Genomic DNA, 14,218 nt, shown 5'->3' with positions numbered 1-14,218 from the left:
CTCCTGGACAGTTGGCCCGACAGCCCCGCCCTCCTCCTCGGGCCCGCGCTGGACATCCTCGCCTGGAACCGCGCGTACGCCGACCTGTGGCCGGACCCCGCCGGCCTCCCCGAGGAGCGCCGCAATCTGCTGCTCCTGCTGGTCGGCGACGAGCCCCACCAGCGGCTGCTGCCGGACTGGGAGCCCGTCGCCATGGACCTCTACCGGCACTTCCGCACCCGCGCGGACCGCCGCCCCACCGACGCCACCTTCCAGCGGCTCACCCGCCGACTGGCCTCCGCGCGCCCGGACTTGGCGCACTGGTGGGCCTGCCGCTCGGTCGGCGACTTCGCCCCGCGCACGCTCGGGATCACCCCGCGGGACGGCGCCCCGCCCCGCGCGTACGACATGACGCTGCTGCTCACCCCGCACCCGCAGGACACGGCGATCCTCGTGCAGACGCCCACGGCCTAAGAGGCCGGAGCCGACGGATCCACCGTCGCCTGGTGCTCCCGCACCAAGTGCTCCTCCGCCTTGAGCCACGGCAGGAACTGCGCCTTCCTGCGCCACCCGCAGGTCCCGCACTTCAACTGCCGCTGCATGCCCGCCTTCTGGACCTCGACGACGTGCTCGCGCCCGTGCTGGTCCCAGCGTCTGACCCTGCTCGTGGTCGTGGGGGTAGGCATGCGCCCCAGTGTGCACAAAGGCCCCCGGTTCCGAAACCGGAACCGGGGGCCTCCGCCCAGCTTCACTCAGCGGACATACCCGCGTCAGCAGCCCACGAGCCGCGCCGCGAGGTAGCCCTCGATCTGGTCGAGGGAGACCCGCTCCTGCTTCATCGAGTCACGCTCGCGCACCGTCACGGCGTTGTCGTCGAGGGTGTCGAAGTCGACCGTCACGCAGTACGGCGTGCCGATCTCGTCCTGGCGGCGGTAGCGGCGGCCGATGGCGCCCGCGTCGTCGAACTCGATGTTCCAGTTCTGCCGCAGGGCGGTGGCAAGGCCCTTGGCCTTCGGCGACAGCTCCGGGTTCCTCGAGAGAGGCAGGACCGCGACCTTGACCGGCGCGATGCGGTGGTCGAAGCGCATGACCGTCCGCTTCTCCAGCTTGCCCTTGGCGTTCGGCGCCTCGTCCTCGATGTAGGAGTCGAGGAGGAAGGCGAGCATCGTGCGGCCGACACCGGCGGCGGGCTCGATGACGTACGGAGTCCAGCGCTCGCCGGCCTCCTGGTCGAAGTAGGACAGGTCCTGGCCGGACGCCTTGGAGTGCGCGGACAGGTCGTAGTCGGTGCGGTTGGCGACGCCTTCCAGCTCGCCCCACTCGCTGCCGCCGAACTGGAAGCGGTACTCGATGTCAGCGGTGCGCTTGGAGTAGTGGGAGAGCTTCTCCTTCGGGTGCTCGTACCACCGCATGTTCTCCTCGCGCAGGCCCAGGCCGGTGTACCAGTTCCAGCGCTGCTCCATCCAGTATTCCTGCCACTGCTCGTCCTCGCCCGGCTTGACGAAGAACTCCATCTCCATCTGCTCGAACTCGCGGGTGCGGAAGATGAAGTTGCCGGGCGTGATCTCGTTGCGGAAGGACTTGCCCATCTGCGCGATGCCGAAGGGCGGCTTGCGGCGCGAGGTCTGCTGGACCTGGCCGAAGTTGGTGAAGATGCCCTGCGCGGTCTCGGGGCGCAGATAGGCGACGGAGCCGCTGTCCTGCGTCGGGCCGAGGTGCGTGGCGAGCATCCCCGAGAACTGCTTGGGCTCGGTGAACTGGCCCTTCGTACCGCAGTTGGGGCAGTTGATGTCCGCGAGGCCGTTGGCCGGCGGGCGGTTGTGCTTGGCCTCGTAGGCCTCTTCCAGGTGGTCGGCGCGGTGGCGCTTGTGACAGGAGAGGCACTCGGTGAGCGGGTCGGAGAAGGTCGCGACATGGCCGGAGGCCTGCCAGACCTCGCTCGCCAGGATCACCGACGAGTCGATGCCGACGACGTCCTCGCGCGAGGTGACCATGTAGCGCCACCACTGGCGCTTGAGGTTCTCCTTCAGCTCGACGCCCAGCGGTCCGTAGTCCCAGGCGGCGCGCTGGCCGCCGTAGATCTCGCTACAGGGGAAAACGAAGCCACGGCGCTTGCTCAGGCTGACGATGGTGTCGATCTTGTCGGCGGCCACGGTGCTCTCTTCATAAGACGGTGGGCGAGGCGAATGCCTCAGGTTACCGGCGGCCTGACCCCCCTAATCAAATCGGTTCCCCACAAGCGGCCCCGGGCCCTTCGCCCGGGCTCTCGCCGGGGCCCTCACGGAGACCCTTGTTGACAATCGTTTCCACATTTGTTGAAAATGAGTGTCATGAACGTACGACGACGCCTCATACCCACCGCCGCCCTCGCCTCCGCGACGGTCCTCGGTCTCACGGGCCTGACCGCCTGCTCCTCCGCCGCGGACGACAAGGACGGCAAGCTCGACGTGGTGGCGTCGTTCTATCCCATGCAGTACCTCGCGGAGCAGATCGGCGGCGACCACGTCTCCGTCACCAACCTCACCGAGCCCGGCCAGGAGCCGCACGACCTCGACGTCTCCGCCAAGCAGCGCGGCCAGCTGGAGGAGTCCGACGTCGCCGTGTACCTGAAGGGCCTCCAGCCCGCCGTCGACGACGCGATCGACCAGTCCGGCATCAAGACCAAGGTCGACGCCGCCTCCCTCACCAGCATGGAGAAGCACGGCACCGAGGTCGGCGGGCACGAGGAAGAGGGCCATGAGGAAGAGGGCCACGAGGAAGAGGGCCACGAAGGTCACGACCACGGCCACGACCACGACCACGAGGGCTCCGACCCCCACATCTGGCTCGACCCGGTGAAGTACGCCGAGGTCGCCAAGGGCGTCGGCAAGGCCCTGGAGAAGGCCGACCCGGACCACGCGGCGACGTACAAGAAGAACACCGCGAAGCTCGTGAAGAACCTCGATGGCCTGAACAAGCGCTTCGAAGACGGCCTGAAGGACACCAAGGCGGACTCCCGGGTCTTCATCACCACTCACGCCGCCTTCGGCTACCTCGCCGAGCGCTACGGCCTCACCGAGGAGGCCATCAGCGGCCTGGACCCCGAGGGCGAGCCGAGCGCCAAGCGCGTCAAGGACCTCCAGGAGATGGCGAAGGAGGACGGCGTCACCACCGTCTTCTACGAAACCCTCGTCAGCGACCGCACCGCCAAGACCCTGGCGAAGGACGCCCAGCTCAAGACCGATGTGCTCGACCCGATCGAGGGCATCACCGAGAAGTCCAAGGGCGACGACTACATCCAGGTCATGGACTCCAACCTCAAGGCCCTCCAGAAGGCCCTGGGCGCCAAGTGACCCCACCCCCTGTGGCTACGGAGGCACGAGCCATGAGCAAGCACACCGCATCCGGTGACCCGGAAGCCGTCATAGCCCTGCGCAAGGTGACGGCCGAGCTGGGCTCGCGCCCCGTGCTGCGCGGCATCGACCTCACGGTGGGGCGCGGAGAGGTCGTCGCCCTGCTCGGCGCCAACGGCTCGGGCAAGTCCACCGCCGTCCGCACGATCATCGGCCAGGTCCCCGTGAGCGGCGGCGACGTGGAGATCTTCGGCACCCCGCGCCGCCGCTTCCGCGACTGGGCCCGCGTCGGATACGTCCCGCAGCGCACCACGGCCGCCGGCGGCGTCCCCGCCACCATCAGCGAGGTCGTCACCTCCGGCCGCCTGGCCCGCGCCCGCTTCGGCGTGCTCCGCAAGGCCGACCGCGAGGCCGTGGCCCGCGCCATCGACCTGGTGGGCCTGACCGACCGTGCCAAGGACTCCGTGAACGCCCTCTCCGGCGGCCAGCACCAGCGCGTCCTGATCGCCCGCGCGCTGGCCTCCGAGCCGGAGCTGCTGATCATGGACGAGCCGATGGCGGGCGTCGACCTGGCCAGCCAGGAGGTCCTTGCGGCCACCCTGCGCCACCAGGTCGCCCAGGGCGCCTCCGTCCTGCTCGTCCTGCACGAGCTGGGCCCCCTGGAGCCGCTGATCGACCGTGCCGTGGTCCTGCGCGACGGCTGCGTCCTGCACGACGGGCCGCCCCCGCGGGCGGTCGGCCAGCACGCGCTGCCGGGCCACGACCACGTCCACCCGCACGACGCCGACGCCGAGCCGGTCCGCACCGGCCTGCTGACCTGAGGGCGAGCCAAGAACCATGGAAATCCTCGAATACGCCTTCATGCAGCGGGCCCTGCTCGCCGCCGTCCTCGTCGGCATCACCGCGCCCGCCGTCGGCATCTACCTCGTCCAGCGCCGCCAGGCCCTGATGGGCGACGGCATCGGCCACGTGGCGATGACCGGCGTGGGCCTCGGCTTCCTGCTCTCCGCCTCGCCCGTGTGGATGGCGACGGCGGTCGCGATCGTCGGCGCCGTCGTGATGGAGCTGATCCGCTGGTACGGCAAGACGCGCGGTGACATCGCGCTGGCGATGCTGTTCTACGGCGGTATGGCGGGCGGTGTCATGTTCATCAACCTCGCCCCCGGCGGGTCGAACGCGAACCTCCAGTCGTACCTCTTCGGCTCGCTCTCGACGGTCTCCGAGGAGGACGTCACGGCGATCTGTCTGCTCGCCGCCTTTGTGGTCCTGGTCACGGTCGGGCTGCGCCGCCAGCTCTTCGCGGTCAGCCAGGACGAGGAGTTCGCGCGCGTGACGGGCCTTCCGGTGCGCGCCCTGAACCTGCTCACCGCCGTCACCGCCGCCGTCACGGTGACCGTCGCCATGCGCGTCGTGGGCCTGCTCCTGGTCTCCGCGCTGATGGTGGTGCCGGTGGCGGCAGCCCAGCAGCTCACCCGGAGCTTCGCGGCGACCTTCGCGATCTCGGTGGCGATCGGCGTCGCGGTGACGATCGGCGGCACGGCGACCTCGTACTACCAGGACGTTCCGCCCGGCGCGACGATCGTGCTGCTGACCATCGGGGTCTTCATCGCCCTGACGGTCCTCGCGACGCCACTCGCCAGGCGCAGGGCGCGGGCCAAGGCCGCGGCCGAGTCGGCGGGCGATCCCGCGGAGTGCTCGGTTCCGGCCCAGCCGGTGGCCAGGACCTGACCTGGCCCGCGGCCGACCTGGCACAATGGCCCGGCAGGCCCAGACCAGAGCGCAGACGCGAGGAGACAACCGTGGGAGCCCCGGTTCGAGGCAGGTCCACCCGCCAGCGCGCGGCGGTGGCCGCGGCACTCGACGACGTGGACGAGTTCCGCAGTGCGCAGGAGCTGCACGACATGCTCAAGCACAAGGGCGACTCGGTCGGTCTGACCACGGTCTACCGCACGCTCCAGTCGCTGGCCGACGCCGGCGAGGTGGACGCGCTGCGCACCAGCGAGGGCGAGACGGTCTACCGCCGCTGCTCGACCGGCGACCACCACCACCACCTGGTCTGCCGCGTCTGCGGCAAGGCGGTCGAGGTGGAGGGCCCGGCGGTGGAGAAGTGGGCCGAGGCGATCGCCGCGGAGCACGGCTTCGTGAACGTGGCGCACACGGTCGAGATCTTCGGCACCTGCGCGGAGTGCGCGAGCAAGTAGGCATCCGTACGTGAGTGAGGGGGCCCGCGCTGTCACAGCGCGGGCCCCCTCGTCCACGTATGCCGGCTAGCTCTCGGCGATCTGCTGCTCGTTCGGGATCGCCCCGCCGAAGCGGCGGTCGCGTGAGGCGTATTCGAGACAGGCGCGCCACAGGTCGCGGCGGTCGAAGTCCGGCCACAGGACGTCCTGGAAGACCATCTCGGCGTACGCGCTCTGCCAGAGCAGGTAGTTGGAGGTGCGCTGCTCGCCGCTGGGGCGCAGGAACAGGTCGACGTCCGGCATGTCCGGGTAGTACAGGTACTTCGCGAAGGTCTTCTCGCTGACCTTGGCGGGGTCGAGGCGGCCCGCCTTCACGTCCTCGGCGAGGGCCTGGGCGGCGTCGGCGATCTCGGCGCGGCCGCCGTAGTTCATGCAGAAGTACAGGGTCAGCTTGTCGTTGCCCTTGGTCTGCTCCTGGGAGATCTCCAGCTCCTTGGCGACCGACTTCCACAGCTTGGGCATGCGGCCCACCCAGCGCACGCGGATGCCCAGCTCGTCGAGCTGGTCGCGGGTCTTGCGGATGAAGTCGCGGTTGAAGTTCATCAGGAACTTCACCTCGTCCGGGGAGCGCTTCCAGTTCTCCGTGGAGAAGGCGTAGAGGGAGATGGCGCCGACGCCCATCTCGATGCCGCCCTGGAGCACGTCGAGGACGCGCTCCGCGCCGACCTTGTGCCCCTCGGTGCGGGGCAGCCCGCGCTCCTTCGCCCACCGGCCGTTGCCGTCCATGACGATGGCGACGTGCTTGGGCACAAGCTCGCCGGGGATCTTCGGCGGTCGTACGCCCGTGGGGTGCGGTTCGGGGGTCTTGTACTCGCGGCGGGACCGGCCGAGGATTCCGCGTCGTGCCATGGGCTCTCTCTCCTACGTGACTTGAGGGTGGTGCGGGGTGGTACTGGTACTGCTCAGCTTTTCTCCACGTACCGCAGGGAGCGCAACCCGCGCTCCAGATGCCAGTGCAGATAGGCCGAAACCAGCCCGCTGCCCTCGCGCGCGTGCCGCGCCTCGCACGCGTCGGCCGTCTCCCAGTCGCCGGTGAGCAGCGCGCCGAGCAGGGTGAGGGTCTCCGCGGACGGTACGACGCTGCCGGGCACCCGGCAGTCCACGCAGACGGATCCGCCCGCCGCGACGGAGAAGAAGCGGTTCGGTCCGGGCAGGCCGCACTTCGCGCACTCGTCGAAGCTGGGCGCGTAGCCGTTCACGGCGAGGGAGCGCAGCAGGAAGGCGTCGAGGACGAGGTGCGGCTCGTGCTCCCCGCGGGCAAGGACGCGCAGCCCGCCCACGAGCAGCAGATACTGCTGGACGGCGGGCTCACCCTCGTTGTCGGTGAACCGCTCCGCCGTCTCCAGCATGGCCGTGCCGGCGGTGTAGCGGGCGTAGTCGGAGGCGATCCCGCTGCCGTACGGCGCGATGGTCTCACTCTGCGTACAGAGGGGCAGCCCGCGTCCGACGAGGTCGCTCCCGCGCGCGAAGAACTGCACGTCGACGTGGGAGAAGGGTTCGAGCCGGGCCCCGAACTTGGACTTGGTGCGCCGCACCCCGCGCGCCACCGCGCGTACGCGCCCGTGACCGCGCGTGAGCAGCGTGATGATCCGGTCCGCCTCACCCAGCTTCTGGGTGCGCAGCACGATGCCGTCGTCGCGGAACAGACTCATGGGGCCATTCTCGCGTACGGACTGACCTCCCAGGTCCTCGGGGAGCAACCGAGCCGCGGCGGCGCTACGGCTGCCGGGTACGGAAACCCGGCGTGGTGCCGGTGCGGCCCGGTACCGTACGAGAGGTCAGCCCCACCCGCACCGGAGGCCCCTGTGAGCGTCCAGCCCGACGGCCCGTACGAGCCCCTGATCCCGATGCCCGAGCTGACACCCGACGCGCTGCGGGCCGCCGTGGCCCGGATCGCGCCCAGCCGGATCCCCGCGCTCACCCAGCACCTCTTCGAGGCGACGACGAACGCCCAGCAGACGCAGAGCCTCGCTCCCCTGCGCGCCTTCATCCACTCATGGGCCGTCTTCGTCGCGATCGAACGCCATCCGCAGCGCGCGGCCCGCCTCCACGCCCTGGAACGGCTGGTGAACGCGGCGGAGGAGGACCCGACGGACGCCATCACCGAGATCCGCCGCATCCGCGACGAGGCGGAAGCGGAGGCCGGCCTGTGACCGACTGGTCCTGGGACTGGAACCCGAGCGAGGAGTACCTCACCGCCGGAGTCCCGCCGGGCGTCATCGCCGAGGTCGAGCGGCTGAGCACCGAGCTGGCGGCGCTAGGCCCGGACTCCGTCAGGGTCGGCCGGCCGATCGACCGCGAAGGCGGCTTACGGGAATTCGACCTCCTCGGCGGGCGTGGCTTCATCAGCTTCCTGCCCGTTCCGCGTCATGAGTGCGTCTACGTCTGCAACATCACCTGGTACGGCTGAGCGTCAAGGCACCTCGCCCCGGCTGCGGGCGTTCGCGTACGCCGTCGCCGCGCGCAGCCGCTCCGCCGTGGTCGCCGTGCGGACCGCCTCCGGGGCGCAGTCCCACTCTCGGCCGCCCCCGTAGGGGCGCAGCTGGACGTACGGGCCCTCGTGTCCCATGACCCGGCCGACGCGGCCGTTGCGGGTGTCGACGACGTACGAGCCGACGGGGAGGTTCGCGGGAAGGTTCACGGCGCACTCCTCAGCGCGGCCGTCAGGCGTCGCGCCACGTCGACGGAACATCCGCCCAATTCGATGCGCGGGCAGGGTGCCTCCCTCGCGATCGTCGCGGGGTCGATCCGCAGGGACGGCAGCGTAATTCCCGCTCGCGTGAGTGCGGCGCGCAATTCCCTCAATGTTTCCTCCGCCTGTTCGACGCATACCACTGCGTGGCGCTTTGATTCCGCCTTCACGTGACTCCCCTTCGCCCTCGGATTTCACTCTTCGCTCCCCTACGGTGACGCATCGCGCCTACACTCGGCAGGAGTCTGCCCTCTACAACTGCGGGGCAGCGGAAGGCGGTTGGCCATGGCCAATGGTTCACGTCAGGCGGCGTGGGAGTTCTTCGGCACGGAGCTGAAGCGGCGCCGCGAGGACGCGGGGATCACGCAGACGGCGCTGGGGACGAGGGTTTTCGTCTCCGGGGGTTACATTGGGCAATTCGAACAGGCTATTCGTAAGCCGCAGCTGGATGTGGCCGAGCGGATCGATGAGGTTCTGCGGACGGATGGCTTTTTCGAGCGGATGTGCCGCAAGCTGATCAAAGAGACTCCCTACGCGGAGTACTTCGCACACGTGGCGGAACTGGAGCGGCTCGCCACAGAGATCTCTGACTTCGCGCCTGCGGTGGTTCCGGGGCTCCTCCAAACACCGGAGTACGCACGCGCGGTGTTCCTGGCGAGTCATCCGTTCGCCACGGATGACTACGTCGAGGAGAGAGTCAAGGCCCGCCTGGATCGTGCGCACGTCCTCAAGGGCGCTACACGGCCGGTGTATTGGGTGATCCTGCACGAAGCCGCTCTGCGTACCCCCGTCGGGGGCCCGGCGGCCATGGTCCAGCAGTTGGAGCACATCGCCGCCACGGCACGTGAGCGCCGGGCGATGGTGCAGGTGCTGCCGTTCTCTGCCGGGGCCTACCCGAGCATGGGCAAGATGCTGAAGCTCATGGAGTTTCCTGACGCGCCGCCAACTGCCTATACGGAGGGCGTGCTTTCGGGGAACCTGCTGGATGATCCGGCAATGGTGAAACAGGTACAGGCGGCATACGATCAACTCAGGGCCGCCGCACTGTCACCGGAGGCGTCCCTGGCCCTGATCGGATCGGCGGCAGAGGACTACAGAAAATGCGCGAGTACGATTTGAGCACCGCCCGCTGGCGTAAGAGCAGCCACAGCGGCGGAGACAGCGGTGAATGCGTCGAGGTCGCTTACGACTTCGAAGGCGCCGCTCGCTGGCGTAAGAGCAGCCACAGCAATGGCCAGGGCGGCGACTGCGTCGAGGTCGCCGACGGAGTCCCCGGCGTCGTCCCCGTACGGGACAGCAAGGTCCCCCAGGGCCCCGCCCTGATCATCGGCGCCCCCGCCTGGCAGGCATTCGTCAGCGGGACGCTCAGGTCAGTTCCGCGACCAGCATGATCACCGCCCCGACCAGCACCACCACACCTACCGCCCGCTCAAGCGAGTGACCTGCGCCAGGACGGTTCGCCCTCCACAGAAGCCGCGGCTTCACCAACTGGACCGCCGCCACCACGATGAACACGCACAGGAACGCCACAGCCATGACGGGGCCCTCTCTCCGGCTCTCCCGGGCTCGCACAGCCCGGTGGAAACCACGCTGCCCCCGAACAGGTCCCTGACACGCCGCAGCCGTCAGGAGAAGCGCTCGGACAGCGCCTGCGTGTCGGCGTAGGACGGGATGCCCGCCGGGAGGGCGGCGCCGTCCCGCACCGCCTCGGCCGCCGCGACAGCGCCCCGCAGCGCCGCGCGGAACAGCAGCGAGCCGCAACTGACGCGCCGCACACCGGCCGCGGCGAGTTCGGGGAGGGACGGCCCGTCGGGCGAGTGCAGGATGTTGAGGGGCGCGGCGAACTGCGAGGCCAGCCGGGTGATGACCCGTACGTCCCGCAGGCCCGGCACGAACAGACCGTCCGCGCCCGCCTGTTCGTACGCGGCGAGCCGGTCCTCGGTCTGCGCCGCATGATCCCCCGGCAGCCAGTACGTATCCGTGCGGGCGTTGATGAAGAGGCGGCCATCCGTCGCCTCCTTCACGGCCCTCAGCACCGCGCACTGCCGTTCGAGGTCGGCCAGCGTGCCGTCCGCGCGGCCGTCCTCGATGTTGACGCCCACGATCCCCGCGTCCGCCAACTTCACCGCGAGCGCGGCGACTTCCTCGGGGCGGTCGCTGAAGCCGCCCTCGATGTCGACGCTGACCAGGACGGAGAGGCGGGCGAGGCCGCGGGCGAGCCGCAGGGTCTCCTCGCGGGCGGCGCCCGACCCGTTCCCGTCGGGCAGCCCCGCCGCGGCGGCCACCCCGAGACTGGTCGTCCCGACCGCCCGGAACCCGGCGGCGGCCAGGGCGGCGGCCGACGCGTGGTCCCAGGCGTTGGGGAGCAGGAGGGGCGCGCCCGGCGAGTGGTGCAGGGCGCGGAAGTGCTCGTAGCGAAGTGTCATGGCCCGACCGTACGGGCGCGCCGCAGGCCGCGCACCGGGTCTGCACCGGCCTCGCCGGTGCGGCCACCTGCGCACCCAGACCCTCACCCCGGACAAACTGTTCCGCGAGGAACTGGCCGTGCTTGTGCGGTCAATAATCCCATCTAATTCCATCTCATCCCTCTAGTTAATTCAGGGTTGACGGTTTTAGCTTGGCGCGCCGGGGGGTTACGAGGCGCGACGGCATTTCGACTAGTCTGGTCCGAAGGTTCTCGAATGCGGACATCCGACCAGGCCATCTCGGTGCCATTATCTTCATACATGAGGGTCGAATGACAGACTCAGTTGACTTCCGAATGTCCAGGAATCCCCTTGCCGTTGTCGGTATCGCCGGGATGTTTCCAGAGGCGCGCGATGTCCGCGAATTCTGGAGCAACGTACTGGCGGGGCGGGACTGCATCACCGAAGTCCCCGAAAGTCATTGGCGAATCGACGAGCACTACGACCCCGACATGTTCGCGGAGGACAAGACATACGCCCGCCGTGGCGGATTCCTGCCCGCCGCCGTCTTCGATCCGGCCGAACACGCGATTCCGCCTACGGCACTCGACTCCATCGGCCTGGTCCAGCTCCTGAGCCTGGAGGTGGCGAAGGAAGTACTGCGGGACGCCGGATGCGAGGAGGCGCCCTGGTACGACCCTGCGCGCACCGGCGTCATGCTCGGCGTATGCGGGCAGAACACCACGATGTTCCCGCTCGGCTCACGCCTCTACGGCCATGTCGTGCGCGAGGCGGCCCTCAGCGTCGGCCTGTCGGAGCGGGAAGCCCTCGAAATCGAGAAGCGGTTCAAGGCGGCGGCCCCCGGGTGGACCGAGGACAGCTTTCCCGGAATCCTGCCGAACGTGGTCTCCGGCCGCATCGCGAACCGATTCAATTTGGGCGCCGCGAACTGCACCGTCGACGCGGCCTGCGCCAGCTCCCTGGCGGCCCTGCGTATGGCCGCGAGTGAACTCGTGGAACACCGGGCCGATTTGATGATCACCGGTGGCTGCGACGCCGACAATTCACTCACGGCATTCATGTGCTTCAGCAAGACGCCCGCACTGTCCCCGAGCGGACTCATCAAGCCTTTCGACGCCTCGGCGGACGGCACGCTGATCGGCGAGGGAATCGGCATGCTGGCACTCAAGCGGCTCGCGGACGCCGAGCGTGACGGTAACCGCGTCTACGCCGTTCTCCGTGGTTTGGGAGGGTCCAGCGACGGGCGGACGAACAGCATGTACGCGCCCTCCGGACAAGGACAATTGCGGGCGCTCCGCCGCGCCTATGCCGACGCTGAATTCAGCGCGGACTGCGTGGAACTGATCGAGGCACACGGAACCGGCACGGCCGTGGGGGATTCCGTCGAACTCACGGCCCTGCGAACGCTTCTGGGGGACTCCGCCCGGCCCCGCAGTGTCGCGATCGGGAGTGTGAAGTCCCAGGTCGGGCACACCAAGGCGGCGGCCGGGGCCGTGGGTCTCATCAAGGCCGCCCTCGCGCTGCACCACAAGGTCCTGCCGCCGACCATCAACGTGGACACCGTCAACGACGCGGCCGACGGCGCGCTGTATGTCAACACGCGGACCCGGCCGTGGGTGCTCGACCCGCACCGCCCGGTGCGCCGCGGGGCCGTGTCGGCCTTCGGATTCGGGGGCGTCAACTTCCACGCCGTCCTGGAGGAGCACCGCACCGCGGACCAGGAGGCGCTGACCTTGCACAGCATTCCGCGGGCGCGGCTGTGGCACGCTCCCGACGCGGAAGCCCTGCTGCGCCAGTTGCGCGAAGGCACGGAGCCGGAGTCCGGCGGACCCATCCCCGCCCACCACGTACGGCTGGGAATTCTCGCCGCCGACGAGGCGGAACTGGCCGCCCTGATCTCGCGGAGCGCCGAGGCCATCGAGTCCGCCCCGGGCCGCGACGACTGGAGCCTGCCCGGCAAGGCCTACTACCGGCGTGTAGCGATGCCCGCGGGTGCCAAGGTGGCCGCGCTCTTCTCCGGCCAGGGCAGCCAGTACGAGAACATGGGCCTGGAAGCGCTCGTCGGCATCCCTCCCGTGCGGCGCGCCTTCGACGAGGCCAACATGCGGTGGCAGGACGAGGAGGAAACCCTCGCGCAGGCGGTCTACCCGCCCCCGGGGCAGCCTGCCGCCCCTGCCACGCTGCAACGCACCTCGTACGCGCAGTGCGCGGTCGTGGCCCTGGCGATGGGGCAGTTCCGCTACCTGCGCGAGGTGGGTCTCCACCCCCAGGGACTGCTCGGTCACAGCTGCGGCGAGCTGACCGCGCTGTGGGCCGCCGACAGCCTCACCGACGAGGGGTGCCTCGCCCTGACGCGTGAGCGCGGCCGGGCCATGGAACCGCCGGTGGGCTCCGGGGACGACCCGGGGACGATGGCCGCGGCACGTATGTCCCTGGAGCGCTGGGAGGACATGGCCGCAGACCATCCCGGCGTGACCCTCTGCAACATCAACGCCGTAGATGAAATCGTGGTCGGAGGCCCCACGGACGCGGTCCGGGCGTTCACCGACTTCTGCGCGACCGTGGACATCGCCTCCCACCGGCTCCCGGTCGCCGCCGCGTTCCACACTCCCCTGATCGAGCACGCCGTCGACGGCTTCGGCCGGGCCGTGGAGCGTGTGGGGGTCGGCCGGCCGCTGGTCCCCGTCCTGGCGAACACGCCGGGCGCCCGTTACGGCGACGACCTCCCGGCCAACAACCGCACGCTCGTCGAACAGATGGTGCGGCCCGTGGACTTCGCGGGCCGGGTGCGGGAGCTGTACGCGGAGGGCTTCCGCGTCTTCGTGGAGTGCGGGCCCAAGCAGGTGCTGACGCGCCTGGTCCAACGGACTCTGGATGGCGCCGACGTGGAGGTCATCGCCACCGACGCCGGGCCGGGAGGCGACAGCGCGGCTTCCTTGAAGTGCGCCGCACTACGGCTGGCGGTCCTCGGCATGGACATCCGCGACATCAACCGTTACGACGCGCCTGTCGCCGCACCCCGTGCCGCTGCCCCCTCTCCCGTCGCCAGGCTGCTGGAGGGGCCGTCGTTCGCGGTGACAGCCTGCCGTGACCGGTACAGCGCCGCGCTGAACGAGCCTTTCGAGCGCACCCCCGCCACGCTCGCACCCGCCACGCCCACACCCGCCATGCCCGCACCCGCCGTGGCGGCGCCGCGCTCGGCACCGGCAGCGGAGGAGCACGCCCTGGTGGAGGCGGCCACCAGGCACCTGGAGCTGCACACGCAGTACGTGGAGGGCCAGTTGCACACGGCCCGCAGCCTGACCGGTCTGCTGGAAGGCGAGCGGGCCGAGAACTCCGGCAGGTCACTGCTGCGCGAGGTGGAGGCCGTCCGCGACCACGGCGTGGCGTTGAGCCGGGCTCACATCCGCGCGCAGGAAGTACTCCTCGACTTCGCCCGCCTGGGCCTCGGCACCGCCCAGGAACCCTCACCGCCGCCCCCCGCCACTGGTGCCGAGGAGCCGTACAACTTCGTACCCTCCGCGCCCGAGGCCGTACCCGCCCAGGCAC

The 14,218-nt window shown here is 69.9% G+C and carries 17 protein-coding genes; 10 read left to right on the top strand and 7 right to left on the bottom strand.

The genetic code is table 11. The features are described 5' to 3' along the window. Nucleotides 1-453: MmyB family transcriptional regulator (locus GKQ77_RS15220; RefSeq protein ID WP_443728922.1), on the top strand; the 453-nt coding region annotated here is incomplete at its 5' end. On the opposite strand, the gene GKQ77_RS15215 is transcribed toward GKQ77_RS15220, so the two are convergent. After that, nucleotides 450-665, bottom strand: a complete 216-nt coding sequence (locus tag GKQ77_RS15215; protein ID WP_219689305.1) for a hypothetical protein — start codon at nt 663-665, stop codon at nt 450-452. The genes GKQ77_RS15220 and GKQ77_RS15215 overlap by 4 nt on opposite strands. Nucleotides 666-749: 84 nt before the next feature. Further along, the gene (locus GKQ77_RS15210; RefSeq protein WP_219689304.1) at nt 750-2,132 is read right to left on the bottom strand and encodes a glycine--tRNA ligase; all 1,383 of its coding nucleotides are present in this window, start codon (nt 2,130-2,132) and stop codon (nt 750-752) included. 177 nt (nt 2,133-2,309) lie between these two features. Here GKQ77_RS15210 and GKQ77_RS15205 point away from each other — a divergent pair, with 177 nt between their 5' ends. From GKQ77_RS15205 to GKQ77_RS15190, 4 genes are all read left to right on the top strand, one after another. Next, entirely contained in the window at nt 2,310-3,311 is a 1,002-nt protein-coding gene (locus tag GKQ77_RS15205; RefSeq protein ID WP_219689303.1) for a metal ABC transporter substrate-binding protein, read from the top strand. Between the two features lie 32 nt (nt 3,312-3,343). Continuing rightward, nucleotides 3,344-4,132 carry a metal ABC transporter ATP-binding protein gene (locus GKQ77_RS15200; RefSeq protein ID WP_219689302.1) on the top strand — a complete coding sequence of 263 codons (789 nt, stop codon included), beginning with the start codon at nt 3,344-3,346 and terminating at the stop codon, nt 4,130-4,132. A 16-nt stretch (nt 4,133-4,148) separates the two neighbouring features. Beyond that, entirely contained in the window at nt 4,149-5,039 is an 891-nt protein-coding gene (locus tag GKQ77_RS15195) for a metal ABC transporter permease (protein ID WP_219689301.1), read from the top strand. A 71-nt stretch (nt 5,040-5,110) separates the two neighbouring features. Continuing rightward, complete coding sequence (locus tag GKQ77_RS15190; protein WP_219689300.1) at nt 5,111-5,512, top strand: Fur family transcriptional regulator; 402 nt, start codon at nt 5,111-5,113, stop codon at nt 5,510-5,512. A gap of 66 nt (nt 5,513-5,578) precedes the next feature. On the opposite strand, the gene GKQ77_RS15185 is transcribed toward GKQ77_RS15190, so the two are convergent. Beyond that, complete coding sequence (locus tag GKQ77_RS15185; protein WP_219689299.1) at nt 5,579-6,400, bottom strand: isoprenyl transferase; 822 nt, start codon at nt 6,398-6,400, stop codon at nt 5,579-5,581. 53 nt (nt 6,401-6,453) lie between these two features. Then, entirely contained in the window at nt 6,454-7,203 is a 750-nt protein-coding gene (gene recO, locus GKQ77_RS15180; RefSeq protein ID WP_219689298.1) for a DNA repair protein RecO, read from the bottom strand. Nucleotides 7,204-7,356: 153 nt separating this feature from the next. On the opposite strand from recO, the gene GKQ77_RS15175 reads away from it, so the two are divergent. Beyond that, entirely contained in the window at nt 7,357-7,704 is a 348-nt protein-coding gene (locus tag GKQ77_RS15175; protein WP_219689297.1) for a hypothetical protein, read from the top strand. Next, nucleotides 7,701-7,961, top strand: coding sequence for a hypothetical protein (locus GKQ77_RS15170; protein WP_219689296.1), 261 nt, complete (start codon nt 7,701-7,703; stop codon nt 7,959-7,961). The genes GKQ77_RS15175 and GKQ77_RS15170 overlap by 4 nt, the downstream gene beginning before the upstream one ends. Nucleotides 7,962-7,964: 3 nt before the next feature. Here the strand turns inward: GKQ77_RS15170 and GKQ77_RS15165 are convergent, their stop codons facing one another. Next, the gene (locus GKQ77_RS15165) at nt 7,965-8,192 is read right to left on the bottom strand and encodes a hypothetical protein (protein ID WP_219689295.1); all 228 of its coding nucleotides are present in this window, start codon (nt 8,190-8,192) and stop codon (nt 7,965-7,967) included. 336 nt (nt 8,193-8,528) lie between these two features. On the opposite strand from GKQ77_RS15165, the gene GKQ77_RS15160 reads away from it, so the two are divergent. Further along, entirely contained in the window at nt 8,529-9,362 is an 834-nt protein-coding gene (locus GKQ77_RS15160) for a helix-turn-helix domain-containing protein (RefSeq protein WP_219689294.1), read from the top strand. Then, nucleotides 9,344-9,634, top strand: coding sequence for a DUF397 domain-containing protein (locus GKQ77_RS15155; protein WP_219689293.1), 291 nt, complete (start codon nt 9,344-9,346; stop codon nt 9,632-9,634). The genes GKQ77_RS15160 and GKQ77_RS15155 overlap by 19 nt, the downstream gene beginning before the upstream one ends. Here GKQ77_RS15155 and GKQ77_RS15150 read toward each other — a convergent pair. Both GKQ77_RS15150 and GKQ77_RS15145 read right to left on the bottom strand, forming a co-directional pair. Further along, nucleotides 9,609-9,779, bottom strand: a complete 171-nt coding sequence (locus GKQ77_RS15150) for a hypothetical protein (protein WP_219689292.1) — start codon at nt 9,777-9,779, stop codon at nt 9,609-9,611. The two genes, GKQ77_RS15155 and GKQ77_RS15150, sit on opposite strands and share 26 nt — an antisense overlap. Nucleotides 9,780-9,868: 89 nt before the next feature. Beyond that, a complete protein-coding gene (locus tag GKQ77_RS15145) occupies nt 9,869-10,669 on the bottom strand; it encodes an isocitrate lyase/PEP mutase family protein (RefSeq protein WP_219689291.1) in 801 nt (266 codons plus the stop codon). Nucleotides 10,670-11,043: 374 nt separating this feature from the next. Between GKQ77_RS15145 and GKQ77_RS15140 the strand changes: the two genes are divergently transcribed. Then, nucleotides 11,044-14,218, top strand: a 3,175-nt coding sequence (locus tag GKQ77_RS15140; RefSeq protein WP_219689290.1) for a type I polyketide synthase, incomplete at its 3' end; no start/stop codon positions are given.

The sequence above is a fragment of the Streptomyces anatolicus genome, from assembly GCF_019400875.1.
GTDB lineage: Bacteria > Actinomycetota > Actinomycetes > Streptomycetales > Streptomycetaceae > Streptomyces > Streptomyces anatolicus.
The sequence above is the reverse complement of the archived record's forward strand: the minus strand, read 5'-3'. Positions and strand labels throughout refer to the sequence as shown.